Source organism: Fictibacillus sp. NPDC058756 (assembly GCF_042746035.1).
Classification (GTDB): domain Bacteria; phylum Bacillota; class Bacilli; order Bacillales; family Fictibacillaceae; genus Fictibacillus.
Genome location: NZ_JBHYPU010000001.1, coordinates 3,158,640 through 3,184,482, shown reverse-complemented (window position 1 = coordinate 3,184,482; position 25,843 = coordinate 3,158,640). Strand labels below are relative to the sequence as shown.

At 39.7% G+C, this 25,843-nt stretch carries 26 protein-coding genes; 15 read left to right on the top strand and 11 right to left on the bottom strand.

The features are described 5' to 3' along the window. Positions 1 to 47 precede the first annotated feature (47 nt). The 4 genes from ACFW35_RS16335 to ACFW35_RS16320 all read right to left on the bottom strand — a co-directional run bounded on the left by ACFW35_RS16335 (position 48) and on the right by ACFW35_RS16320 (position 3,189). On the bottom strand, positions 48 to 383 hold the full coding sequence (locus ACFW35_RS16335; protein WP_379847221.1) for a hypothetical protein: 336 nt from the start codon (positions 381 to 383) through the stop codon (positions 48 to 50). An 81-nt stretch (positions 384 to 464) separates the two neighbouring features. After that, positions 465 to 986 (bottom strand): GDYXXLXY domain-containing protein, encoded by a 522-nt coding sequence (locus ACFW35_RS16330; RefSeq protein ID WP_379847220.1) that lies wholly within the window; start codon positions 984 to 986, stop codon positions 465 to 467. Continuing rightward, positions 979 to 2,217 (bottom strand): DUF2157 domain-containing protein, encoded by a 1,239-nt coding sequence (locus tag ACFW35_RS16325; RefSeq protein ID WP_379847219.1) that lies wholly within the window; start codon positions 2,215 to 2,217, stop codon positions 979 to 981. The genes ACFW35_RS16330 and ACFW35_RS16325 overlap by 8 nt, the downstream gene beginning before the upstream one ends. 195 nt (positions 2,218 to 2,412) lie before the next feature. Then, entirely contained in the window at positions 2,413 to 3,189 is a 777-nt protein-coding gene (locus tag ACFW35_RS16320; RefSeq protein WP_379847218.1) for an SDR family NAD(P)-dependent oxidoreductase, read from the bottom strand. A 143-nt stretch (positions 3,190 to 3,332) separates the two neighbouring features. On the opposite strand from ACFW35_RS16320, the gene ACFW35_RS16315 reads away from it, so the two are divergent. Further along, positions 3,333 to 4,850 (top strand): aldehyde dehydrogenase family protein, encoded by a 1,518-nt coding sequence (locus ACFW35_RS16315; RefSeq protein WP_379847216.1) that lies wholly within the window; start codon positions 3,333 to 3,335, stop codon positions 4,848 to 4,850. A 243-nt stretch (positions 4,851 to 5,093) separates the two neighbouring features. On the opposite strand, the gene ACFW35_RS16310 is transcribed toward ACFW35_RS16315, so the two are convergent. Further along, positions 5,094 to 5,402 carry an ArsR/SmtB family transcription factor gene (locus tag ACFW35_RS16310; RefSeq protein WP_379847542.1) on the bottom strand — a complete coding sequence of 103 codons (309 nt, stop codon included), beginning with the start codon at positions 5,400 to 5,402 and terminating at the stop codon, positions 5,094 to 5,096. A gap of 169 nt (positions 5,403 to 5,571) precedes the next feature. Here ACFW35_RS16310 and ACFW35_RS16305 point away from each other — a divergent pair, with 169 nt between their 5' ends. Then, positions 5,572 to 5,763 carry an alpha/beta-type small acid-soluble spore protein gene (locus ACFW35_RS16305; protein ID WP_066286545.1) on the top strand — a complete coding sequence of 64 codons (192 nt, stop codon included), beginning with the start codon at positions 5,572 to 5,574 and terminating at the stop codon, positions 5,761 to 5,763. Between the two features lie 79 nt (positions 5,764 to 5,842). Beyond that, positions 5,843 to 6,091, top strand: coding sequence for a hypothetical protein (locus ACFW35_RS16300; RefSeq protein WP_379847215.1), 249 nt, complete (start codon positions 5,843 to 5,845; stop codon positions 6,089 to 6,091). A gap of 33 nt (positions 6,092 to 6,124) precedes the next feature. Here ACFW35_RS16300 and ACFW35_RS16295 read toward each other — a convergent pair whose 3' ends face one another. The 4 genes from ACFW35_RS16295 to ACFW35_RS16280 form a co-directional block, all read right to left on the bottom strand. Beyond that, positions 6,125 to 6,778 (bottom strand): amino acid ABC transporter permease, encoded by a 654-nt coding sequence (locus ACFW35_RS16295; protein ID WP_379847213.1) that lies wholly within the window; start codon positions 6,776 to 6,778, stop codon positions 6,125 to 6,127. Next, the gene (locus tag ACFW35_RS16290) at positions 6,771 to 7,532 is read right to left on the bottom strand and encodes a transporter substrate-binding domain-containing protein (protein ID WP_379847540.1); all 762 of its coding nucleotides are present in this window, start codon (positions 7,530 to 7,532) and stop codon (positions 6,771 to 6,773) included. The genes ACFW35_RS16295 and ACFW35_RS16290 overlap by 8 nt, the downstream gene beginning before the upstream one ends. 325 nt (positions 7,533 to 7,857) lie before the next feature. Continuing rightward, entirely contained in the window at positions 7,858 to 8,955 is a 1,098-nt protein-coding gene (locus ACFW35_RS16285; protein ID WP_379832640.1) for an ABC transporter ATP-binding protein, read from the bottom strand. A gap of 132 nt (positions 8,956 to 9,087) precedes the next feature. Then, the gene (locus tag ACFW35_RS16280) at positions 9,088 to 9,969 is read right to left on the bottom strand and encodes a PucR family transcriptional regulator (protein WP_379847211.1); all 882 of its coding nucleotides are present in this window, start codon (positions 9,967 to 9,969) and stop codon (positions 9,088 to 9,090) included. A 131-nt stretch (positions 9,970 to 10,100) separates the two neighbouring features. Between ACFW35_RS16280 and ACFW35_RS16275 the strand changes: the two genes are divergently transcribed. The 6 genes from ACFW35_RS16275 (at position 10,101) to ACFW35_RS16250 (ending at position 15,925) form a co-directional block, all read left to right on the top strand. Beyond that, positions 10,101 to 10,712, top strand: coding sequence for a polysaccharide deacetylase family protein (locus ACFW35_RS16275; RefSeq protein WP_379847210.1), 612 nt, complete (start codon positions 10,101 to 10,103; stop codon positions 10,710 to 10,712). A 20-nt stretch (positions 10,713 to 10,732) separates the two neighbouring features. Next, entirely contained in the window at positions 10,733 to 11,434 is a 702-nt protein-coding gene (locus tag ACFW35_RS16270) for an ATP-binding protein (protein ID WP_379847208.1), read from the top strand. 79 nt (positions 11,435 to 11,513) lie between these two features. Next, positions 11,514 to 12,650, top strand: coding sequence for a DUF445 domain-containing protein (locus tag ACFW35_RS16265; RefSeq protein WP_379847207.1), 1,137 nt, complete (start codon positions 11,514 to 11,516; stop codon positions 12,648 to 12,650). A gap of 50 nt (positions 12,651 to 12,700) precedes the next feature. Further along, complete coding sequence (locus ACFW35_RS16260) at positions 12,701 to 13,069, top strand: YlbF family regulator (protein WP_379847205.1); 369 nt, start codon at positions 12,701 to 12,703, stop codon at positions 13,067 to 13,069. Between the two features lie 155 nt (positions 13,070 to 13,224). Continuing rightward, positions 13,225 to 14,076, top strand: a complete 852-nt coding sequence (locus tag ACFW35_RS16255; protein WP_379847204.1) for a Cof-type HAD-IIB family hydrolase — start codon at positions 13,225 to 13,227, stop codon at positions 14,074 to 14,076. A 364-nt stretch (positions 14,077 to 14,440) separates the two neighbouring features. Continuing rightward, positions 14,441 to 15,925 (top strand): aldehyde dehydrogenase family protein, encoded by a 1,485-nt coding sequence (locus ACFW35_RS16250; protein WP_379847202.1) that lies wholly within the window; start codon positions 14,441 to 14,443, stop codon positions 15,923 to 15,925. A 340-nt stretch (positions 15,926 to 16,265) separates the two neighbouring features. Here the strand turns inward: ACFW35_RS16250 and ACFW35_RS16245 are convergent, their stop codons facing one another. Together ACFW35_RS16245 and ACFW35_RS16240 are read right to left on the bottom strand one after the other, a co-directional pair. Beyond that, the gene (locus tag ACFW35_RS16245) at positions 16,266 to 16,700 is read right to left on the bottom strand and encodes a GNAT family N-acetyltransferase (RefSeq protein ID WP_379832647.1); all 435 of its coding nucleotides are present in this window, start codon (positions 16,698 to 16,700) and stop codon (positions 16,266 to 16,268) included. 29 nt (positions 16,701 to 16,729) lie between these two features. Next, positions 16,730 to 16,915: a YhzD family protein gene (locus ACFW35_RS16240; protein ID WP_066286575.1), complete on the bottom strand. Its 186-nt coding sequence runs from the start codon at positions 16,913 to 16,915 to the stop codon at positions 16,730 to 16,732. A gap of 149 nt (positions 16,916 to 17,064) precedes the next feature. Between ACFW35_RS16240 and ACFW35_RS16235 the strand changes: the two genes are divergently transcribed. From ACFW35_RS16235 to ACFW35_RS16210, 6 genes are all read left to right on the top strand, one after another. Beyond that, on the top strand, positions 17,065 to 17,961 hold the full coding sequence (locus ACFW35_RS16235; RefSeq protein WP_379847201.1) for an ABC transporter ATP-binding protein: 897 nt from the start codon (positions 17,065 to 17,067) through the stop codon (positions 17,959 to 17,961). After that, positions 17,954 to 19,228 carry an ABC transporter permease gene (locus ACFW35_RS16230; RefSeq protein ID WP_379847199.1) on the top strand — a complete coding sequence of 425 codons (1,275 nt, stop codon included), beginning with the start codon at positions 17,954 to 17,956 and terminating at the stop codon, positions 19,226 to 19,228. Before ACFW35_RS16235 ends, ACFW35_RS16230 begins: the two co-directional genes overlap by 8 nt. A 338-nt stretch (positions 19,229 to 19,566) precedes the next feature. After that, positions 19,567 to 20,781 (top strand): metallophosphoesterase family protein, encoded by a 1,215-nt coding sequence (locus tag ACFW35_RS16225; protein WP_379847198.1) that lies wholly within the window; start codon positions 19,567 to 19,569, stop codon positions 20,779 to 20,781. Positions 20,782 to 20,789: 8 nt separating this feature from the next. Continuing rightward, the gene (locus ACFW35_RS16220; protein ID WP_379847196.1) at positions 20,790 to 23,651 is read left to right on the top strand and encodes an ATP-binding protein; all 2,862 of its coding nucleotides are present in this window, start codon (positions 20,790 to 20,792) and stop codon (positions 23,649 to 23,651) included. A gap of 101 nt (positions 23,652 to 23,752) precedes the next feature. Next, positions 23,753 to 24,430, top strand: a complete 678-nt coding sequence (locus tag ACFW35_RS16215; RefSeq protein ID WP_379847195.1) for a response regulator transcription factor — start codon at positions 23,753 to 23,755, stop codon at positions 24,428 to 24,430. Further along, entirely contained in the window at positions 24,427 to 25,791 is a 1,365-nt protein-coding gene (locus tag ACFW35_RS16210) for a HAMP domain-containing sensor histidine kinase (RefSeq protein WP_379847193.1), read from the top strand. Before ACFW35_RS16215 ends, ACFW35_RS16210 begins: the two co-directional genes overlap by 4 nt. Positions 25,792 to 25,843: the final 52 nt, after the last annotated feature.

Here is a 25,843-nt window from a genome sequence, read left to right as displayed (position 1 = left end):
AAAAAAGGGCTCCCAAAAGTAAGTTCACCTTACCTTTGGGAAGCCCTTTAATTTTTATTTACTACATATTGAGCTCTGCTTGTTTCAAAGGACACGATATCAGAATCAAGTCTTATGTCCGTAATTCCATCAATTGGGATTTCGTAAGTGATTGCAGGAAGTTCTACTGAAATACCTTCTTCTGCTGCATAAGCTGTTCCATGTAAAAACAATATGTGGTCTCCTAAATATTCATCTGCTGCATCTCGCTGTTCAAATGTTGCTTTCTGCAGGGAAATTCTTATTTGGTCAATATCGCCTGTTTCTTCCTTGCGAATTGAAATCTGATTTCCAGCCCAGCCGTTAATTACATCTTTAAGTTCAATTATTTTAGTATCAGACATTGTTTTCACCTCATTATCAATTTTCCCGTAATACGCAATCTTAAACCGAAGAAAAAAAGCCCCTTTTAAAGAGGCTTTAAATTAACGAGGCTTTATATCTGTAATCTTATGTGCTCCCCAGGGTGCAATCCTTACTGTAACAGTCATATCGCTTGCTTGCTGTTCTAAAGTTTTCCCCGTGTTTTCCTCTACATAATACCGTTCTATTCCATAATGAATCTGCATCTGTTCAATTGTATCTCCCCATATTCTTTCGGCTTTCCCTTTTAAAATAACCTGGTCATCGTTTACTGCAGGTTTATCGGGATGAACACTATGAACTTCATAATAACCTTCTTTATTTTCTTCCAGCACAACAAATGCTGTTTGCTGTCTGCTTGTTAACAAGTGTGTTTCACCTTTCCATTTAGAAACAGGAACAGTGCTGATATCAAAACGAAGCGTCACGTAATCTCCGTATAAGATATCTCTTGGATCGACCGGAACGGTTTTTATTTTGATCTCTTTGCCAAAATAATCGATACTGTAGTAGCTCCCAGCGATTAAAAGTAAAAATACAACTTGAAGGATAGCCGCTATGATCCAGCTTTTTTTTCTATTCATGATGCGGCCCTCCATTTTTCAAAATTTGCTTTTTCTTGCGCTGAAGGAAACCATTAAGCATAAATAACAAAATGCCGCCGATTAAGAAAAACACGGACTTCGGCATGAAAGCCCATGCGAGGTTAAAGTAACCCATTAAACATACAAGCAAGAACAGAACGATTCCAAAATTGATTTGTGAACGATTTTCTTTTCTGTAACCCTCTGCGAGCATAAAACCAGAGTAGGCAAACATAACAACTAGATACAACAGACCAGTCAGCAGCGGATCTGCCACTTTTGCCAAATAGAAATATGGTACAAAGATCATTAATTCCCACATAGGCGGATTAACGCTATCTTTTCTTTTTCTAAGAATGGCTAAAGCAAAAATAATGATCAAGGCTGGCAGATAAAATGCAGTATTCGGGAATTCAAAATCTGATAAAAATTCATTTGTAAGAGTGAAATATAAACCGTACGCATAAGCAAACCCGATTAGAGAGCCCATTCGTTTAAACGATTGTTTAAACAACGTTTTATTTATCCATATGCTAGCTGTATATAATGCAAAACCAAACAGGAAGAACCAGAGCAGGTTTAGATCTTCAATATTAACTAACAAGAATGCTTGAATACTTAATCCAATTGTAAAAAACCATGTTTCCAATGTTCTTCGGTATAAATAAACAAAGCCTCCAATACTTATCAGAAAGACGGCGAAAAGGAGATAACTAAAGGTATCAAATTCTCCCATACTGTATAGCTGTCCGCCTATTGTTAAAACAGCTAAAAGAAAGAAATACAGTTTGTGTCTGTCTCTAAATAAATAGAATAAGGCAGGCAAGCTCCAAAATACAAAAAGCCTTGCATCTGTGGCAGTCAGATGAAAAGTTTGACCTAACAAAATAATACTTGCTCCGAAGGTCACGATGCCAAGAAGATTGAGCGAAGTTCCAAGCGTTTCATTTCCTTTTTTAAGATATTTATCACCGGTTAAGTAAAAACTGATCATGATTAGAATCAAAAGACCGAGCCTTGCTAGGGGAGGAATATCACTCCAGTTGGATGCGATAAATGATAAAATGCCGAGTGCGATTAATATGCTTGCTAAAACAGGTAGAATGCCAGTAGATTTTTTGATTTCTTTTGAATCTGGATATCGGGCAACGATTAAATCAAGCTGGTCAAGCGTAATAATTTTCTCTTCAACCCATTTTCGTCCTTCATGTCTCATCCATTTTTGGTTCATCTTATCCCCACCTCACCACAAGTATATGTAAGTATTTCTGGATTCAGATTAATTTTTAAAAAGTTCTCTATAAGTGTAATATTACACTAAAGAAATGCGGCCATTCAAGATATAAAATTAAAATTAAATTCGAACTGTTTATTGTCGATATAAAAGTCTAGGAACAGCCTGAAAGCAGGCTGTTCCTAGCGAAGTTTACTTTTTATCTTGAACATAATGAACAATTTCTAAAACGGACTTTCGAGGCAGGAATCGAACCAAATAAGCTAAAGCTTTGTTTTTAAAGCCAGGAATCTCTAGTGATTTCTTTTCCTTTAAAGCTTTATATCCCTCAAGCGCAACGTCACGGGCATCCATAGCTCCAGATTGGAATAGTCTTGATGACTCAAGGTTTGCTCTTTTTTCAAAGTTTGTTGCTGTAGCTCCCGGGCAAAGAGCCGTCACGCTCACATTTGTATTTCTTAGTTCGTAATTAACTGCTTCAGAAAATGAGAGTACATATGCTTTCGTTGCATAATAAACAGCCATTAATGGACCAGGCTGAAATGCTGCGGTTGAGGCTACATTTAAGATCTTGCCGGAATTGCGTTTGATCATTCCGGGAAGAAGCTGTTTTGTTAAGGCTGTTAAGGCCATAATATTTACTTGGATCATATCTTTTTCTTCTTTCCAAAATGTCTCATTAAAAGGTCCGTATGCTGCAAATCCAGCATTATTGATCAGCACATCTACTTCTATTCCAGCAGAGGCAAGTTCTGATGATAATTCATCTGCACTTTCGGGAATACTCAAATCTTTGGCAGCAACTGTAACTGTTACGCCATACTTGGATTTTAGCTCATTTGCGATCTCTTGAAGTCTTGATTCGTTTCTAGCATTAAGCACAAGTTGATAGCCATCTTTAGCGAAAAGTGAGGCAAACTCTAATCCGATTCCGCTTGAAGCGCCGGTAATTAAAACTGTTTTATTCATGATGAGTTAACTCCTTTTAGTTTATGTTTATATGTTTAAGTATATCGACATATTATCACATTGTAAAAAATAAATAAACATTAAGACCTGAAAAAGGTATGATAAAAGATGTATGAATATTTTGATAAAAGGAGGTGCGCAACATGAAAAACGTATTGATTGCAAAGCATCCTGCTACAGGCGAAACGATCGATCAATGGCTTGAAACAGACATTCAGCAAGTGCCTGAAATGTATGAGAAAGCATCAGCTGCATATAAGTTTTGGTCCAGTCGCTCATTGGAAACGAGACTTTCTTTTATAATGAAGATGAAGCATTATTTATTGGAAAATATGGATGGAATTGTTGAAGAAATATGTTCAGCAACAGGAAAAGTAAAGACAGAAGCTTTGACTGCAGACCTTATGCCTGTTATTGATATTCTGCAGCATTATGAAAAGCGCGCACCAAAAATATTAAAGCGCAAAAGGGTATCAACACCACTACTTTTTGTAGGAAAATCTTCATATGTGGATTATTTTCCTTTAGGAACGGTTTTAATCATCTCTCCGTGGAATTATCCGTTTCAGCTTTCCATGACACCTGTTATATCCGCATTAATTGCAGGAAATTCAGTGATTTTAAAACCCTCTGAAGTGACACCTACAATTGGTTTGTTAATAGAAAAGATCGCAAGGGAAATCAATCTGCCTAAAAACCTGCTGCAAGTTGCGCACGGCGGTAAAGAACTCGGTCAAGAACTTGTTTCGGGGACACCGGACAGTATTTTTTTTACGGGGTCAGTAGAAACGGGACGAAAAATCGGGATAGAAGCAAGCAAGAGGTTTATTCCGTACACGCTGGAGCTTGGCGGAAAGGATCCAATGATTGTATTTGAAGATGCTCCTTTAAAAAGGGCTGTTCATGGTGCGATATGGGGCTCCTTTACGAACGCTGGCCAAGTATGTATGTCAGTGGAGCGTGTATACGTTCAAAGCTCGGTTCATGGAGAATTTATAGACCGTCTTGTGGAGGAAACGAAAAAACTGAAAATGGGTGAAGACGTTGGTTCTTTAACTTTTCAGAATCAAAAAGAGATCGTAAAAGATCATGTGCTGGATGCCATTGAAAAAGGAGCATTATTGCTTACTGGCAAACACCCCGATCAGTGGGGGGAAAGCATGTATATCGAGCCGATGATTTTAACAAATATCACAGAAGATATGAAGGTTGTCAGGGAAGAAACGTTTGGTCCTGTAATGCCTGTCATTGCATTTTCTACCGAGGAAGAAGCAATTCAAAAAGCGAATAGTACGGAATTCGGCTTAAATGCAAGTGTCTGGACGAAAGATAGTGGAAAAGCGAACCGCGTTACGTCAAAACTTGTTACAGGCAATGCCGTGATTAATGATGTTCTTGTTTCCGTAGCAAATCCTCATCTTCCTTTTGGGGGTGTCAAGAGCAGCGGCACCGGGAGATATCATGGAGATGAAGGATTATACACATTCAGCCGTCAAATGTCGGTTATGAAAGATCCTGGACTTAAGCAAAAAGAGATCAACTGGTATCCTTATCAGAATAAATATAATAAAGTACGAACCCTAATCCAGGCTTACTTTTCAAATAACAAACAAAAAGCAGAGCTATTACGTTCATTCTATAAACAGCTGCTTAAAAAATAAAAGCGATTCAGCATAAGCTGAGTCGCATTTTTTAGGCTGTTTTTGAAGAATTTGATACCTTTCTTCATCTGACAAGTTGATTGGAGCGCAAGGTGCGAGACTCCTGCGGGACGAGCGGTCAGGTGGAGACTCCTGAACGCGCAAAGCGCGAGGAGGCTCACCGCACGCCCCGCGGAAAGCGAGCATCCTGGAGCGGAAATCAACCACTTACAAGAGCGACTAGAATTACGAAACACTGCCTTTTTATAAAATACATTCTTGTTCGATGATGTTAATCAGTTGTTTAAGCTGCACTACTGTTTGATCCAGCGTTAAAAAGTAAAAGATTTCTTTCCCTCGTTTTTCTGTTCCAACGATTCCAGCTTCCCTTAAAATCTTTAGATGATGGGAAACTGTCGGACGTGACATGGGAGATTGATTTGCTATATCTGTTACGTTCATTTTTTCTGTTTCAGCTAAAAGTAAAACAAGATCTTGCCGGACGGGGTCGCCGAGTGCCTGAAATAAAGGGATTGTTTTACGGAACATTTCAACTGCATGTTCATTTGACATCATTTCACCAACTTTGTTTCGTTTCAACTTCCTATAACTCAGTATAAACCATTCAAAGAAATAATGAAAAAACCCTTTTTGTGTGGGAAGAACACTATAAATTGCCAGGAAGAGAAGCGCATACAGAATTTGTGAAGGAAACACAATATGAATAAGGGGGTGAAACAAAATGGCAAGAAGAAATAAATTAGTGGTACCTGGTGCACAACAGGCTATCGATCAAATGAAGTATGAAATTGCATCTGAGTTCGGTGTAACACTTGGACCAGATACAACTGCACGTGCTAACGGTTCAGTCGGCGGGGAGATGACGAAGCGTTTAGTTGCGATGGCACAACAACAATTAGGCGGATCTCGCTAACACTATACAAATCATGGCTGTAAAGGGGTGGAGTAATCCACTCCTTTTTATGAAGACTGTACGAATAGGAGTAATTATTATGGCAATGTGCCCGATATGCAATAACTTTCAAACGATAAATGTCCGCTGTCCTGAATGTGGAAGAGCTGTCCAAGATCAGGGAAGAGCGAGTGATTTTTTTGATGATTACAGTCCTTACATGGAAGTGGATGAACTGAAGCTGGAAGATGGCTATCCGACAGATTTTAAAGACAGTCAATGCCCGCATGTCTTTTATTGTGATTCCTGTCATCAGGAGGTTCTGTTTTTTATTGGTGAATGGGCATAAAAAAGCTTCATATCCTTATTAGAGACATGAAGCTTATTGACTTAATTTGATACGTCGTTCCAGTAAAACTCTTAAACCATCCAGCAGAGAAGTTAAGATCCAATATATAACCGCAGCCTCTAATAACACAGGCAATACAATCAGCTGTGATGCGCTGATCTGATCTGCCATAAGTGTTAGCTCTGGAACCGTTATGACAGAAGCAAGAGATGAGGCTTTAACAATATCGATTAAAGAATTCCATACAGATGGAATCGATATTCTCCAAGCTTGCGGCAGTATGACTTCTTTATATGTCAGATATCGGTTCATTCCTAATGAGAAAGCGGCTTCCCATTGTCCTTTTTCAATGGATTGAATAGCACCGCGATAAGATTCGGCGATATACGCACTAAAATGCAGGATCAATCCGGCTAATGCAGCTTGCCATCCCTCTGGTACATAAATAAATGTAAATCCGTTATAAAGAATCAACAATTGAATTAATAATGGCGTTCCTCTAAAAAAGGAAATATATCCTTTAGCAAACCCCGAAAGAATCTTGCTTGATGACATTCTGCACAAGGCGATCCCGAGCCCGAAGATAAGTGCTCCCAAAATAGAAAATAAGCTGATGAGGATAGTAAAAACAGCTCCCTCCAGCAAATAGGGGAGGGAGTTGATCAGAATCTCTGATAGGTTATTCACTTACATCTTCTCCAAAATACTTTTCAGAGATCTTTTTTAACGTGCCGTCTTTTTTCATTTCCTCGAGAGCTTTATTAACCTTTTCAGAAAGTTCTTTATCGTCTTTTCGGAATGCAAAGGCCATTTCATTTTTGTTAAAAGGTTCGCCTACAGCTTTTACTTTATAATCGGTTTTCTTTAGTTCAGTTAAGATAAACAGCTGATCATTCATCGCTGCATCAACACGATTAACATCAAGGTCAGTTAATACTTGTGCGATCCCTTTGTAGTACTTTATTTTTGCTCCAGCTTTTTCAGCTTCTGCAGCATAGTTGCTTCCTTGTGTCGTTCCAACTACTTTTCCTTTTAAGTCATCGATGCCTTTAATGTCATTATTATCATTGTTTACGATGACTTGACCACCTGAAACTGTATATGGAGTCGAGAAAACATATTTTTGTTTTCTTTCATCTGTAATTGTTACTTGGTTCGCAACAAGATCAAAACGCTTTGAGTCGAGTGACGTAAACATGTTTTTCCACTCTGTTGCTACAAATTTTGGTTTCATATCAAGTCTTTTTGCTACTTCTTTCGCAACTTCAACATCATAACCCGTAATGTCGTTTGTTTTTTTGTCACGGTATGAGAATGGCGGATATGTAGCTTCGGTACCAATCGTCAAAACTTTTTTATCTTTATCAGAGCCGCTATCCTTAGATTCATTAGATGTGCCGCATGCTGATAAAAGAATAGCTGAGAGGGCAAGTGCCAACATAAGTTTAACTGTATTTTTCAAAAGAAGTCCTCCTAGCCGGGTTAATCCCGACAATTTTTATAGAATTAATTGTAATAACCCTTTTCTTTTTCGTCAATCATTAAACATTTTCCCCGAGAAAGAAAAAAATAACAGGGAATTTTGTTCTATTTTTTAACTGGGTATACATGATCACTTAAAAATTAAGGACGGTCACATAAAAATGGAGAGTTATCTCATAAAAACAAGACTTCATCACATATTTTTACATTTTATGGATGGTGTGGTTCTCATACAACAAAAAAAAGCCCTGCTTTAAATTAGCAGAGCTTGTTAGAAAGGTATATTAACGAATGCGAAGTTCTGTTTCTTTATCGAAGAAATGCGCTTTATTCATATCGAATGCAAGGGAAATGCTTTGTCCGTTGCGGATATCGGTACGTGAATCAACACGTGCAATGAAATCTTGTCCGCTTACTGTTGAGTAAAGGAATGTTTCAGCACCCATTAATTCAGCAACATCAATTTTCGCATCAATCTTCGTGTTTGAAGAAGACTCTAAGAATACAGGCTCATCATGAATGTCTTCAGGGCGAATACCAAGTACGATTTCTTTCCCTGTATAGCCTTTATCCTGAAGGATTTTCATCTTGCCGCCTGGAACTGCAATCTTCATGTCACCGATCTTAAAGAAACCGTCTTCTAAAGTGCCGTTCAGGAAGTTCATTGCCGGGCTTCCGATAAATCCGCCAACGAAGATATTTTCAGGTGTGTCATAAACTTCTTTTGGAGATCCAACTTGCTGGATGCGCCCGTCTTTCATAACAACGATACGAGTCGCCATCGTCATTGCTTCTGTTTGGTCATGCGTTACATAAATTGTAGTTGTTTGCAGACGCTGGTGAAGCTTCGTGATTTCCGCACGCATTTGAACACGAAGTTTAGCATCCAAGTTAGATAAAGGTTCATCCATTAAGAATACTTTTGCGTCACGAACGATTGCACGTCCTAAGGCAACACGCTGACGCTGACCACCGGAAAGAGCTTTAGGTTTACGATCTAAGTATTGCTCAAGACCAAGAATACGAGCCGCTTCTTTAACACGCTTATCGATTTCATCTTTGCTGAACTTACGCAGCTTAAGGCCGAATGCCATATTGTCATATACGTTCATGTGAGGATATAGCGCATAGTTTTGGAATACCATCGCGATGTCACGGTCTTTTGGTGCAACATCGTTTACAACGCGCTCGTCAATTACTAGTTCACCTTCAGAAATTTCTTCAAGACCAGCGATCATACGAAGAGTTGTTGATTTACCACATCCTGATGGACCTACGAATACGATGAATTCCTTATCAGAAATATCAAGATTGAAGTCATGTACAGCTGTTACTTTGTTGTCATATCGTTTAACGATGTTGTTTAACTTAATACCTGCCATTTTAATAATCCCCTTCCGATGTAAACGTTTTCTTGATGTTTTAAGTTTACGCTTTCATAATGACGGCGTAAATGGACGACATGCCCAAAATAAAAAGCCCTCTTTATGCAAACTGCACAAAGAGGGAGAACACTATAACTGTTCCAGTGACAATATAGCCATGTACACAGAAAGGGCATTATTAAACTGTTTTACATCGATTCCTGTTCGATCAAAGAACTTATCCACTCGATACTGCAGGCTGTTGCGGTGGATGTATAGTTTCTTTGCTGCAAGAGAAATGTTCATGTTGCACTCAACAAAAACTTTGATTGTATTAAGGGTTTCTTTGTCTTCTTCCATCCATTCAGCCAGCAGTCCTGTTAACGTTTTTTTTGTGTCAGGACTCGCGTTGTGAAGCAGCATTAGGGGTAAAAGATCGGCAATGGTATAAACTGCTTTAGGCTGCAAGTACCCTTGAACACTTAAGAAGTCATTTTTTTCACGATCATAGATTTCTTTTGCCACCGCTCTATCGGTTTGAAATAAACCAATATAGATTGACAAATCCATGTAAAAATCAGTAGACAATGTATCTTTCAAAGCTTCATAAGGTGTTTCATTAAATTCTTGTTTAGACGTTTCAATAATGACTCCGCTTTTGTTGCCTTCATTTAAAAGCAGAACAGCTTCTTCAGGAAAAAGTCCGCTGACAGCCTCTGAGAAAGAGGTGTAATCCAGTATGGGCTGCTTGCTGAAAAAATGAATAAAACGATAGAATCCTTGTTCATTCACGTTGTTTTTACCTGAAAGGATCTCTTTCCACCTTAACTGTGCAGGTGTATCCTGAAGCACTAACTCATTTTCATATGTATCAAACATGCTCTTCAGCAGCTGTACTTCTGAATCAGTAATTGCAGATTGTTTTATGCCAAACGGTTCTCCGGCATGTGTAGTGAACCACATATACCCTGATTGGTTTGAAAGGTCAGTAGTCATTGTCTCTTTATAGTGATTCTTTAGTTTATTGAGCATCCTATTTCATATCCTTTCAAGGGAAAGCTTGTTATTATTATAGCAATGTTATGCTGTATTAAAAAACGGAATTGAAAGAACAGGAGGAGAGGGAGATGAAAAAATGCCCTTGAGTAACGTCATCAACGGTCGTGTACGACTGGGAGAATAAAGAAATATGGACGAATAAACGAGACTGGTATGATCGTTCATCAAAATCTCTGATTCTGACTTTCGATGATGGACCTTCTTCAGTATTGGTTCCGATTTTAGATATTTTAAAGAAGCATGAAGTAAAAGCGATGTTCTTCTGGCAGTCCCGATTGCTGCACAAAAGTCGTCCGTGGAAGAGGGTGTTAGATGATGGCCACATAATAGGCGGCCATTCCCTCAGGCATAGAGATTTGACGAGACTTAGCTATAAGGAACAGCTTCACGATATCAAATCAAATAAATGGCATATTGAACAATTAACCGGTCAGCAGATGAAATATTTTCGTCCGCCATACGGCCAGTTTAATGAAGATACACTTGAGGTTCTGAAGGAGTTAGATGTTACACCGTTTTTATGGGAAGTAGCGGGATTGGATTGGGAGCATAAAGAAAATCCGGTTCATATCGTTCATAACATCCTTAATCATGCTGAGGATGGTTCAGTCATTCTGCTTCATGAACTCAAGCAAACGGTAAAAATTCTAGATGAACTGATAACAGAACTGAAAGCGGTAGGCTATTCGTTCACGGTGCCTCCTTTAAAATTATAAAAAAGGTGGGGGGATCATCTATGAAGAAAAAAATTGTTGTTTCGTTCAGCGGGGGTAAAGACTCTGTTTTAGCCTTACATAGATTGCAGAGATCCGGTGAGTGGGAGGTTGATTCGCTGCTGACCACGTTAACAGAAGACTATGACAGGACAACGATGCATGGCGTACGGAACAGACTTTTGGAAGCTCAAGCAGAATCCTTAGACATCCCGCTAAGAAAAGTTTGGATACCGTGTGAGTGCCCAAATGAAATCTATCAGCAGAGAATGGAAGAAGCGGTTGATGGAATAATAGCTGATGGCATTTCTTATATTATGTTCGGAGATATTTTTTTAGAGGATGTTAAAGACTATCGTGAAAAGATGCTTGAAGGAACAGGACTAACCCCTGTTTTTCCTATTTGGGGAGAAGAGACGAAAAAGCTGATAAATGAATTTGTGGAAAATGGTTTTAAAACGGTAGTTTGCTGCGTGGACACATTTAAAATAGATTCCTCCTTTTCCGGAAGAGTGATCGATGAACATTTTATTCGAGAGTATCCTCCTGAACATGACATATGCGGAGAAAATGGAGAGTTTCATACATTTGTGTTTAACGGACCGAACTTTTCTTTTCCTATTGCGTATAAGTTAGATGAGTTCAGGCTCGCAAAAGATATGTATACCGGTGAAGACCGCTTTTATTATGTAGATCTGCTTCTGGACAATGGTGATAAAGAGTAAGCCTTAAGTCCAAATTGCTTGCAGCTTTTATAATGGCGTATACTTAGAAGATAGATTAAGCAGTAATGGAGAGAATGCTATGAATATGTGGGTTACATTGACAATCATGGTCGTTGTCGGAGCATTTATTGGCGGTTTGACAAATTTGATTGCCATCAAAATGTTATTCCGGCCATTTAATACGTTATATATTGGTAAATTCAAAGTGCCTTTTACTCCTGGACTCATTCCGAAAAGAAGGCATCAGTTAGCTGTCCAGTTAGGAGAAACAGTTACGAAGCATCTTTTGACTGCTGAAGGAGTGCAGGCGAAAATCAATGACTCCGGTTTTCGCTCAGAGATGGTTGAACTGGTCCAAGGTGAGGTTAAAAGCTTTTTACAGAGTGACATTACGATACAAGAACTGCTGAAAAAAGACTTTGGCGTTGAAGATGTTCAAAGCCGTATCCAAACAACGACTGAAACCTGGCTGGCGAACAGAATGAAAAAAATGCTCGAGGAATCGGACAGCAAAGAAATGAGAGATGTCCTGCCTGAAAAGTTTGTAGCAGCATGTGAGGAAAAGCTGCCTGAAGTTGTGGACTGGCTATTAAATAGAGGTGTGAACTATTTAGAGAGCACAGAAGGCAGAAAGGCTTTAGCGAGTGGTATTGACGCATTTCTAATGGATAAGGGCATGCTTGTAAACATGGTTTCTATGTTCTTCGGAAACGTTAGCATTGCTGAAAAGGTACAGCCAGAACTTATGAAATTTTTAAAACATGAAAATACTCGTGAGACATTGCTTAATCTGCTTCAGCAAGAATACCGCGGTTTTATGGAAAAAAGAATGGGAGAAGCTGTTGCGTTGCTGAACATGCCGGATATTACGGCAGGACTGGCAAAAGAAATTACGGAAAGACTGCCGGTCGAAGAATATTTAAACACTCCTCTCAGTACTTTGGGAGAAACATTCGAAAACTGGCTGATTGATGAACTAACACCAAAAGCAGTTGCTGCTGGTTTGGATCTATTTGGATCAAGACTTGACGTGCTTCTTGAAAAGATGCATTTGGCCAAAATTGTGGAAGAGCAAGTTGAGACGTTTTCACTTGAGCGATTAGAGGAAATCATTATATCGATTGCAAAAAGTGAATTGAAGATGATTACGTGGCTCGGAGCACTTTTAGGCGGAATTATTGGTCTGTTTCAGGGTATCCTTGTACTATTTTTGTAGAGTCTGTTATAGTGGGTACCGTACTTTAATTCATGGGAGGTATTTTACCAATGGCAAACGTATATGATGTTGCATACGATCTAGAAAAAGCATTAAGAAACAGTGAAGACTTCCAAGCTTTAAAAAATAGCTATGATGAAGTTAATAATAATCCGGAAACAAAAGAACTGTTTGGCAAATTCCGCGATATTCAAGTAGATCTTCAGCAGAAGCAAATGAGCGGCCAAGAAGTTACGCAAGAAGAAATTGAAGAAGCTCAAAAGCTATTCGCTGACGTTCAGCAAAACGAGACGATCTCAAAGCTTATGGCTGCTGAACAGCGCATGAGCATGATTATTAATGATCTGAATAAAGTTATTACAAAACCGCTGGAAGAGCTTTATGGTCCAATGGTTGAAGAAGATGGACAACAGCAATAATCGTTCGTAGATATGAACCCCTGTTTCTTAAATAGAAACAGGGGTTTTTGTATGTGTATAAGTTTATAGGCTTGTCAGCGTTCTAAAGCATGTTTAAAGGTCATAGACTTAACTCGAGTTCTTATACTTTATTTTCGCGAAATGGGGGGAGCAACATGGTATACCGTTTACTGGCGATTGACATCGACGGAACCCTACTGCGAAGCAATTTCCGCATCGATAAAGAAACGAAAGAAGCCATTGATTATGTGCAGCAAAAAGGGGTCTATGTCACACTCGCTTCGGGAAGGAGCTTTCCATCTACACAAAAGATAGCCAAGGCACTAAAGATCAACAATTATCTCATCAGCCATAATGGCGGTTTCATTGCTTCATCTCTTGACGAACCGCTTCAGGAAAATCGGCTGTCAGTGGAGGATACCTACAGAATTGTAGATATACTCGAGAACTACGAATGTCATATGCGAGTTGTGCATGAACGTTTTTCAATCGGAAATCAGCTGAAACAAAAAAGCCAGCTTGTTGCAAAGTTAACATTAAGCACTGGCGACCCACTGTTTTATCCTGTTTCTTTTACAGAGAACCTCGGAGATTACGTATTATCACAAGAAGTTTCACCGCCTAAGATGGATGTTCAGTTTTTTGATGAAAAAGAATGTGAATCAGCTATTAAGTATTTGAAAGAACAAATGCCAGACTTTGAGTATTCCTCTTCAACGAAATGCCAGCTGGAGATTACAGCGAAAAAAGTAACAAAAGGGAATGCACTGCGGTTCTTAGGCGAGAAGCTTGGGATCGCACCTAATGAAATGGTGGCGATCGGTGACTCTTACAATGATATGGATATGATCGAGTTTGTGGGGTTAGGTGTGGCGATGGGCAATGCACCTGATGAAGTAAAGAAGAAAGCGAAGTGGATCACACGCACAAACGATCAGCTAGGCGTTCCGTACATGGTAAAAGAAGTATTCCGAAAGCAAATGCGTTTCCAAACGCTGAAAAGATAACGAGTTTAGAGAAAAAGAGAGCCTTTTATGGATGCTAGTGTCCAGAGAGGGTTCTTTTTTGTATGAAGGAAGGTGCTTTTAGGGATTTATTCGCGCTCGGGGGAGTTTTTGCTCGCCTTGAGGGATTTATGCTCGCCTTGATGGATATATGCTCGTCTTGAGAGATTTATGCTCGCCATGAGGTTATTCATCCCTCCAAGCCTAACCATCATCCTTCAACAATAACTATTATTTTCCGACATCCCATTGCCGAAATTAGTCAAAAACGTTTCATTTTTATTACAATTGTAGAAAATGAAAGGGTTTTCATGAATCGTGCCGAATATTATTTACGTAAGATTCACTTAGTAAAGGGAGGATTCAAATGGAAAAAACATTAGACCTACAATTAAAACCAAAGGTGGCCGAGTTCCTGAACGGAACAAAAAAACATTTTATCAATGGAGAATGGGTCTCCTCAGCAAGCGGAAAAACATTTGAAACATTAAACCCTTCAACTGGCGATGTACTTGCAGTGGTTTCAGAAGGTGGACCAGAAGACATTGATAAGGCAGTAAAAGCTGCTAGAGCAGCATTCGAAACTGGATACTGGTCAAAGATGCCTGCATCAAAGCGCAGTTACTTAATTTACAAACTAGCTGACTTAATGGAAGAGAATAAAGAAGAATTAGCACAGCTTGATACATTGGACAACGGTAAGCCGATCGGAGAAACGATGAACGCAGACGTTCCGTTGGCAATTGAGCATTTCCGTTACTATGCAGGATGGTCAACAAAGATTGTTGGACAGACTATTCCTGTTGCAGGAAGCTTTTTCAACTATACACGCCACGAAGCACTAGGTGTAGTTGGACAAATCATTCCTTGGAATTTCCCATTATTAATGGCGGCTTGGAAGCTTGGAGCAGCACTAGCGACTGGATGTACAGTTATATTAAAGCCTGCAGAACAAACTCCGCTTTCTGCATTATACCTTGCAAAATTAGCTCAAGAAGCTGGCTTCCCTGAAGGCGTGCTTAACGTTGTAACAGGTGCTGGTGAAACTGGAGCAGCTCTAGTTGACCATCCAAATGTGGACAAGATCGCATTTACTGGATCAACTGAAGTTGGTAAGCTGATTATGCGTAATGCTTCTAACTCATTGAAGCGTGTTACATTAGAGCTTGGTGGTAAGTCGCCGAACATTATCTTGCCGGATGCTGACATGAGCCGTGCAGTTCCAGGGGCATTAAGCGGAATCATGTTCAACCAGGGACAAGTTTGCTGTGCGGGATCTCGTTTATATATCCAGAAAAAATCGTTTGATAACGTAGTAGCTGATCTTGTGTCACACGCTAAAAAGATCAAACAGGGACCTGGACTTGATCCTGAAACAACAATGGGACCTCTAGTATCTCAAGAACAGCATAACCGCGTTCTTAGCTATATCCAAAAAGGTAAAGATGAGGGTGCTGAGCTTCTTTCAGGAGGATCTGTTCCTTTTGATAAGGGATATTTCGTAGAGCCTACGATTTTTGCTGACGTTGATGATAAGATGACGATCGCAAAAGAAGAAATCTTTGGACCAGTTGTTGCGGCGATGCCGTTTGATGACTTGGATGATGTTATCGCTCGTGCGAACGATTCTGAGTATGGTCTTGCTGCAGGACTATGGACAGAGAATTTAAAAACAGCTCACTATGTCTCTAGCAAGCTACGTGCAGGTACAGTTTGGGTGAACTGCTATAATGCGTTTGATGCTGCATCACCATTTGGCGGATACAAGCAATCAGGTATCGGCCGTGAAATGGGATCTTATGCTTTGAACAACTACACTGAAGTTAAGAGTGTGTGGGTTAATCTTAAATAGACAACATAGACATTACGGGGTCAATAAAATGATCGGAAAATAGAAGAAAACCGGGTGCAACGATCCAGCACCCGGTTTTCTTTTATTTTTTTTTTTTTTTCTAAAAGTTTGTTGTTTTTGTGTTTTTGTATTTACTTCTTTAGCAAGTTGATTGGAGTGTAAGGTGCGAGACTCCTCGAAAATGAAAATCACATTTTCTTCGTGCGATGTATCGCTGTCGAAGCCTTCCTTGTCCTGCGGGATCAGTGGGACAGGTGAGACTCCTAAGGGCGCAAAGCGGCAAGGGGCTCACCGCACGCCCCGCGGAAAGCGAAGCAACCTGGAACGGAAATCAACCACTTTAAAGCATTACTTTTATAAATCGAAGCCCTGTATCATCATAATCTAAACTCCGGTAAAAATCATGAGTATCAGTCCGGTGTTTTCCGCTATTCAGCAAGATGGAAGTTGCCCCTTGTTCTTTTGCCCATTCTTCTCCATAGTATACAAGCTGTTTACCAATGCCGTTGCCTCTGAATTCTTCACTCACGACAAGCGCTGAGATCCTCGCATAGCAGCCATTTTTCTCGAAGTAAATTCCTTTTGTCAGACCGATCATGCCAATAACTTGATCGTTTATGCAGGCTACAAAACAAGCATATGCTTCGTTAGGAAGCAGCGTTTCTAATCGCTCTGTCATTTCTTCAGGAGCAGTGGGGTAGCCAAGTTCACCCATTAATAAAGAAAGTTCATAACTGTCCTCATAGCGTGCTTCTCGAATTATAACTTCACTCACTGTTTTTCCCCTCGTTTCCATGAGTTTCATTAGCGATGGAAAAGAAGCAGCTGTCCCTTTGGTGAAGTCAGACGATGCGTTTTTTCTTGCATGTTTAATTCAGCCAGACGGGCTTCTCCACGTTGTTTTGCTTCAGAATCATTTGATGCCGTAATGGCTTCATCCAATATCTTTTCACCGTTCTTTTCGTAGGCAGTTAATGCATATGTATTCATGAAAAGTCTAGCTCCTTTCTTATCTAAAAAGTGATTTCAACATTCGACGGATTTTTCCTGCCAAATCATCAATAAATTGTGTGAAACTTAGGATTACACGATACGTATAAGGTAGAATATGGTATATTTTACAACGGGGAGGGAAGTTGATGTTAACTATTAAAGACGTCCGTAAACAGTTCGGTTCTTTTGCTGCGGTAAAAGGATTAAATTTAGAAATTCCTAAAGGTGAAATTTTCGGTTTGTTAGGTGCAAACGGTGCTGGTAAAACAACAACATTCAGAATGATTCTCGGTTTATTGACTCCTACTCAGGGCAAGATTACTTGGAATCATAAAGAAATATCTTATCAAACAAGTGATCTTGTTGGTTATTTACCCGAAGAAAGAGGTCTTTATCCCAAACTTACAGTACGGGAGCAGTTAATCTATTTAGGACAGCTTCGGGGAATGTCTCGTTCGCTCATTCAAGAACAAACTAATAAATGGTTAAAGCGATTTGGAGCGGAAGAATACTTGAATAAAAAAGTAGAATCTCTTTCAAAAGGAAATCAGCAAAAAATACAGTTTATTGCGGCAGTTATTCATCGTCCTGAACTATTAATCTTGGATGAACCGTTCAGCGGACTGGATCCCGTAAATGTTGAACTTCTAAAGAGTGCTGTTCATGAATTGAAAAAAGAAGGTACGACTATTGTGTTCTCCAGTCACAGAATGGAGCACGTAGAGGAACTGTGTCAGCATTTGTGCATCATGCATAGAGGGGCATCAGTCGTACAGGGCAATTTAAAAGAGATTAAGAGATCTTTTGGAAAGAAAAATGTGTCGGTAAAAGCAGATTTTGATCTTGCTTATTTAAAAGATACAAGCGGCGTTTTGAAGCACCGCATGACTGCAGATGGCATTACACTGCAAGTTGAACGGGAAGAAGTTGCACATGACTTGTTCCAAGCGATCAAGTCCAAAGGATTTGTTAGAAAGTTTGAACTCGAAGAACCATCATTAAACGATATTTTCATTGAAAAGGTAGGTGTGGTTCATGAGTAAATTCATTACGGTAATGATGCATACATACCGCTCTAAGATTAAATCAAAACCGTTCTTGATCACGACTCTTATTACCATCGCCTTGTTATTTGTAGTAACGAACATGAATGAGATTACAAAAGTGTTCGGTGGAGATGAAGAATCAAAGGTAGGCGTAATCGATAAAACAGGCAATACACTCCCGGCTCTTCAAGCGCAGTTAGAACAAGCAGGAGATGATCTGAAAGCTGAAGCATACACGAAATCAGAAAGTGATGCTGAAAAAGCGGTTATTGAAGGTAAACTGGATGGTCTTTTGATCTTAGATAAAGATGCTTCAGGAATCATAACAGGTATGTATAAAGCTGAAGACGTAACACAGCAGAGTCTGATTTCTGATATAGAGATGGCATTGCAGCAGATCAAAAATAAATCAGCAGCTGAGTCAATCGGATTGAATCAGGAACAGCTTGCAGCCATCTATCTGCCGGTATCATTTGAAAAAGAGTCATTGTCTACAACGGCTAAAAGTGAAGAAGAAGCAGCACAAGTCTATATCCTTGTTTATGTTGTTCTGTTTTTCATGTATATGTCTGTCATGATGTACGGCAGTATGATCGCGGTTGAAGTGGCAACGGAAAAGTCCTCAAGGGTAATGGAGATTTTGATTTCATCTGTATCACCCGTAACACAGATGTTTGGTAAAATCTTCGGTATCGTTCTTATCGCGCTTACTCAGCTTGCACTTTTTGTAGCCGGAGGATTTGCGGCGGTAAAATTAAACGAAAATCTTAGCGGAAGCGAAAGTATTATCCAGGAGCTGAAGCTCAACGAAATACCAATTTCATTAATCGTTTATGCTCTCGTTTTCTTTATTTTAGGATTCTTCCTTTATGCTACTCTCTTTGCCATGATGGGTTCATTGATCAGCAGAGTAGAAGAAGTAAACAATTTAATGACTCCAGTGGTTATCGTGATTGTGGCTGCCTTTATGATTGCGATGTACGGCAGAGAGAATCCAGAGTCTGGATTTGTAGCAGCGGCTTCATACTTCCCGCTGTTTACACCGATGCTCATGCTGCTACGTGTAGGTATGCTTTCGCTGCCAGTCTGGGAAACAGCACTTGGAATCAGCGTATTAATCGGGGCTATTTTGCTGTTTGCAGTAATTGGTGCACGCGTTTATCGCGGAGGAGTTCTTATGTACGGCAACGCGCCGTCATTGAAATTATTCAAACAAGCGCTTCTTTTATCAAAAGAAGAGAAAAAGGATACAACTGGACTGTAAAAATAGAGAAAGCTGACCCAAAAGGTAGAAATAATACCTTTTTGCGTCAGTTTTTTATTTTTGTTGAGAATATTTTAATGAAGAGGAAAGGGGATGAGGAGAAAAGGAAGGGTCACTGGGTGAAACTGCTTGATGTTGGGGTGGAACACGAGCAAGTCGGGGTGAAACGAGCACTTCAACGGGTGAAAGTTCATCTCTAACGGGCGAACGTGTAATAAATATAAGAACACGTACCGTAAAAAAAATAATGCTCTCCAATTGTTGTTTAAAATAGCGAACGTGCTTTCGTATATATGTTAAAATGAGGGGAAGAATGGTAGAAAAAGAGGATGAGTGAAATGATAAAGTTTTTACATTGTGCAGACCTTCATTTAGACAGTCCGTTCAAAGGGCTTTCCTCGTTGCCGGAAGGGATGCTTAAGCGTCTTTTTGAAAGTGCTTTTTTGTCGTTTAATAGGCTTGTTGATATAGCAATTCAGGAAGAAGTAGATTTTGTAATCATCGCCGGTGACCTTTATGACAGCGGGCAGCGGAGCTTAAAGGCGCAATCCTTTTTAAAAAATTGTTTTGCAAAACTAGAGTCTCATCATATAGAAGTATACATCGTTCATGGCAACCATGATCCACTCGATGGCCAGTGGGTTTCACTTGAGTGGCCAAAGAATGTTCACTTTTTTCAAGGAAGAAGCATTCAAACTTTTTGCTATGAAAAAGAAGGGAAAAGGGTTGCTTGTCTTCATGGGTTCAGTTATGAAACATCAGCTGTAACGGACAACCGTACAATTCATTTTCCAGAAAAACAAGACGAACTGTACCATATCGGTATTTTGCACGGACAAGCGGACAGATATAGCGGACATAGCCGTTATGCTCCATTTTTATTATCTGAGCTTTTGAAGAAGGGCTATGATTACTGGGCTCTTGGACATATTCATAAAAAAATGGATATTAATGATGATCCCCCTATCCGTTATTCGGGAAACATTCAGGGTAGACATAGCGGTGAAACAGGTGAAAAAGGCGGTTATATCGTTACTCTTAACGGCAACCAGGCCACGAGCGTTTTTCATGCGACTTCAGATATTGAGTGGCATGAAGCCATGATCGAATGTGATGCGGCCGAAAATTTACAGGAAGTTATTACACTTTGCGAAAAAATAAAAGATACATACAGACATCCGCATAAAGGCATATTCCTTACGATTCGATTAACTGGGCCTACACCCCTATATGAAGAACTATTGGATGGGGTTTTCTTAGAAGACCTTGAGGAGATATTGCGAGAAGAGAATGCAGAGATTTCGTTCGTGCATACTGTTTCATTAAAAAATGATGTTCGTCCTGCTATCCAAGATGAGTTAACTATTAAGGAGTCTCAATTTTTTCTAGATATTATGAACGTTCTGCAAGACGATCGAGAGCTTGAAACTGCTTTGTCTGAATTGAAGACACATAGAACGGCAAGGAAATTCCTTTCACTCGATGAAGAGGATTGGGAAGATGTGAAGAAGCAGGCTGAGCAGCTATTATTATCAGAACTGTATAAGGGATAGGTGAGGTTATGAAAATAGTATCTTTGCATATCTATCATTTTGGAGCATTAAAGGACTGTAAACTTACTTTGGAACGTTCGGGTTTTCAATTGCTGTTTGGTGAAAATGAAGCAGGGAAAACAACATTGATGGATTTTATTAAATGTATGTTGTTCGGTTTTCCTTTGAAGAACCAGTCAAAGCGACAGTATGACCCTAAAAACGGCAGCCGGGCCGGCGGAAAGATGACAGTTGAACATACAAACCACGGGATATGGACAATCGAGAGAGTTGCCGGGACAAAAGCTGCTGGAGACGTAAGGATCTATGATGAAACAGGTCAGCAAAAAGATGAATCTTTTTTGATTCAATTATTAGACGGAATGGACCATTCTTTGTTTTCGGGAGCGTATTGCTTTGGACTTGATGGGCTGCAGAAGCTCGATAAGTTAACTTCGGAAGAACTAGGTAACTTCTTGCTTAGCACGGCGATCTCAGGTGATCGAGACCTTCTGGAAATTGAACAGACTTTTGAAAATAAACAATCCGGTTTGTTTAAAAAAGCGGGGAAAAAGCCTGTTATTAATGAAAAGTTGGAGCAGTTAAAGAATGCAGACCAATCCCTGCAAAAGCTTAGGGAAAAAAATGAAAACTATCAAATAATTGAAAAGCAAAAAGAATCACTCGAGACTAGGATGCACGAAACAAGCCGAGATCTGGGTCATATTCAAAAAGAGCTAAGATCTATTAAACGTTTGTTTGAGCTTCGTCCTGTTTTAGAAAAGTACAAACAGCTGAATCACGAACTAAAGTCATTTGGAAAGATTCAGCTGACTTTTCCGGAAAATGGTATTCAGCGATATGAGCAATGGCAAAAAGAAGTATCTCTATTAAATGGAGAATTACAATACATCGAAAACCGATTGCTCAAAATAGATAAGGATCAGCAAATTCTAAAAACAGATGAACAAATGCTGTCTTATCAAAAAGAAATTAAACAATTGTTTAATAAACTTCCTCAATATGAGCATTTACAAGAGCAGCTCATACAGCTTACCACCTTGATAGATAAGTGGCGTGATGAAGAATCAGGATTACTTGAAGCTATTGGAGAAACATGGCGTCAGGAGGAACTTAAAGAATTGGCGCTTTCTCTATCTTCTCTCCAAGAGCAAGAGGAGCTCCTGAAACAGCATAATGCCATTCTGGAGAAAAAGAGAAGATTTGAAGATGATTTAGAAGATTCCAGAGTGAAGCTTGAAAACCTGGAAAAAGAGGAAGCAGAACGAAAAGCTTTGCTCCTGCCAGATGAAGAGTTAGCTAGATATGAAACAGAAAGAAATAAAAAGAATCAAATGACAGCTTTTCCTGCATACGCTTGGATGCTGCCTGTTATTTCGGCAGTTGTTCTGATTTGGTCTGGCTGGTCTACGGAAAACACAGCGGTGATGTACGCGGGGATCGTGCTGCTGCTTTTAGCGGGTGTTCTAGCATTCATCAGTGGTAAAAAAGCTGTTTATCAACAAGATAGTAAGCCCCGAACTAATCAGCGTTTCCTTGAGGACGAGGAAAACCGAAAGCTTTGGATTCAACTAACAGCAGCACTTCAGCACGAGAATAATGTTTACCTGCAGCTTGCAAAACAGCTTGATTATTTAGAGATAGAAGAAGCAAAAGTGTATGAAAAAGCAGAAAAATGGGCTGAACAGTATGGATATACTGGCGATAAAGAGAAGCTGATGTTATCAGGCTATATGAGCAGCCTTATGAAAATTAAAGAGGTTATGAAACAAAAAGAAAATGCGATCAAGAAACTGGAGAATACAAAAGCAGAACTCGACCGTTTAAATAATGAAGCTAGTAAGCTTGCTGATATCTTGGGGATTGACGCTGCTGAAGACTTCTCAAAGATAATCGAAGCGATGTATACAAAACTTGAAAACCAGTTGAAAAATGAAGCTGAAAGTGAGCATTTAAGAAAAAGCTTTAGTGAGTTATCAGAACGAAAAGGCTCTCTATTAAATCAAATTCAGAACATTAACGATCGAATAGCCGAACTATGGAATGAAGCTGAAGCTGATTCAGAAGAAGCTTATTACGATATAGGCAAAAGAACTGCCGCCTTTACAAAGATATCTATTGAGCGGGATGCACTAAACAATCAGCTGCAGTCATTAGGATTTGAACCTCATGTGATTGAAAGCATGGCTGAAAAGATGACTGAGAAATACGAAGAAACTGTTCAGCTTTTTGAGGATCTTGAAAGAAAAGAAGAATTTCAGAAAAATGAGCACACCGCTGCAACAGAAGACAGAGCGAAACTGCATTGGGAATTGAAAAATCTTCTAGAGGATGGCACCTACTCGGAGCACTTGCACCGATATGAACTATTAAAGGATGAATGGAATCTTCTTGTTAAGAAGTGGGCAAGCCTGCGTCTTGCTCAGCATGCAATGCAGAAGGTGAAAGAAGACTACCAGCAAACGAAGCTTCCAGCAGTATTAGAGACTTCGAGTGGTTATTTTAGTAAAATAACAGAAGGTGAATATCAATCTATTTTATTTACGGATGCAAATGAACTAGTCGTGTTAAAAGGGGATGGAACTCGCTTTTATCCGCATGAATTAAGCCGGGGGACCGCAGAACAAGTTTATTTAGCGATCAGGCTTGCTGTTGCAGCGAATGCCGGTCCAGCAGAATTCCCGATATTTATGGATGATATTGCAGTGAATTTCGATCAAAACAGAACACGTCGCACGCTGTCATTGATTCAAGAAATTGCACGGGACAGGCAGGTTCTCTTTTTTACTTGCCACTCGCATTTAGAGCCGCTTGTGCCAAATGTTCCTTTTATCCACTGGCCAGAGGGTTCTGTTTTGGCTGAAAAATAATCGCTCTTTTCTAAAGGATTGTTGCTTTTGGCTATTTCTATTCTCATCATTTACAAGTTGTATGTGAAAACAGCCAAAATAATTTAAGGAGGGGAATGCACATGTCAAATGAGTATACGATTTACTTAGTAGAGGATGAGCAAGATCTTTCACATGTCCTAAAAGCCTACATGGAAAAAGAGGGTTGGAATGTTTCTGTTTACCACAATGGAGAAGAAGCATTAAAGAATTCTGAAGGATCCCCTCCGCATCTTTGGATTTTAGATATTATGCTTCCAGGTATGGATGGCTATGAAATTATTAAAGAAATTAAAAAGAATTCCGATATACCCGTCATTTTCATCTCGGCAAGAGATCAGGACCTCGACCGGATCGTGGGTCTTGAGCTCGGAAGTGATGATTATCTCGCTAAACCTTTCATGCCAAGGGAACTTGTAATTCGTGTTAAGAAACTTTTAACAAGAGTCTATGAAACAGGCAACAGAATGCCGCAGATCATTGAGATAACTGGGTATACGATTGATCCGATCTCCAGAAGAATCACACGGGATGGAGATATCATTAGTTTAACTGGAAAAGAAATAGACGTTCTGCTCTATTTGATTGAAAACAAAGGCAAGTCAAGAAAAAGAGAAGAGATTCTGGAATATGTTTGGGGAGACGATTACTTCGGTTCTGAACGGGCTGTAGATGATGTGATCAGACGTGTACGCAAGAAGATGCCGCGGCTGAACTTGGAAACCGTCTATGGTGCTGGATATAGGATCATCCCATCATGATTCGATTAAATCTGACGCAGCGCATCTGGCTTTCGTTCGGGCTGCTTCTGTTTACGATCGGTTTATTGACAGCTATTATCTATCCGCTGTCCATTAAAGATACGCTGACAGAGGAAACATACAGAATCATCGAAAACGAGCAGCAGAAAGTGCGTGATCCTCAAAAGCAGTTTCCTCAAAAAGGGGAGTCATCGGTTGATTTTATTGAAAGGCGAAATGCTGAAAGGTCTGTCGGGCATTTTTTAATTATAGATCAGTATGCCAATTCTCAAGGCGATCCAGTTCCTCAAGAAGTATTAGTTGAGATGGCGGAAAAGGCCTATGAGCAAAAAGTGAATAAAGGCAGATATGAGTTAACATATGAAGGCGCAACTCTATTTTATGTGATCTCAACAGGAACGAATGCCAAAGGTGAAGCCGTCTATTTAATCTCTTATATGTGGGATACATACCGTGATCAGATGGTTAACAGACTGTGGCTGAGACTTGTATTAATCCTGCTGTTCACAGGTGTCTTTTCAATTATTCCAGCGATCTGGCTGGCAAGATATCTTCGGTCACCGCTGACGATTTTAGGGAAGCGTTTTGAGCAGATCGCAAAAAGAAACTGGCAGGAACCCTTTCATTGGAAGGGGGATGACGAGTTTTATGTACTCTCAAAACAGTTCGAGGAGATGAGGCAAAATCTTCTGAGGCATGATCATGCACAAAAAACGTTCATCCAGCATGCATCTCATGAGCTGAAAACACCGATCATGACGATTAAAAGCTATGCACAGTCTGTAAAAGACGGCATCATGCCAAAGGGAACGACTGAAGACATGATGGACGTTATTTTAAAAGAGACACACAGAATGGAAAAGCGTGTTCAAAATATGCTGTATTATACAAAGCTCGATGCGATGAAGCTTGATGTCCTCTCTAAAGAAACATTTGAGTTTGGTGATCTGGCTGAAGATATCATTGAGCGGTTCAGATATCAGCGTGAGGATATAAACTTTGAAATTACAGGCAATCATTACAAGATTAATGGCGATCATGAACAATGGAGTATCTTGCTCGATAATCTGGTTCAAAATGCACTCCGTTATGCGAATGAGACGATCAGGCTATCTGCATTCTTTAAAGGCAGCTACTTCATCGTCGAGGTCTTTAACGATGGAGAGCAATTGACAGGTGTGACAGGAGAAGAAATCTTTCAGCCGTTCCGAAAAGGTAACAAGGGCCAGTTTGGACTTGGACTCGCTATTGTAAAACGGATTGCTGAACTGCATGGCGGTAAAGCAACTGCGCTTAATAAGAAAAATGGTGTGGCTTTCCAGATCAAAATACTAATAAACGACTTGCAGGATAAGGAATAACAAGCTATTGTAAATGTGTTTTTTAGAGTTTACAAAAGTAGTTAAATAAACT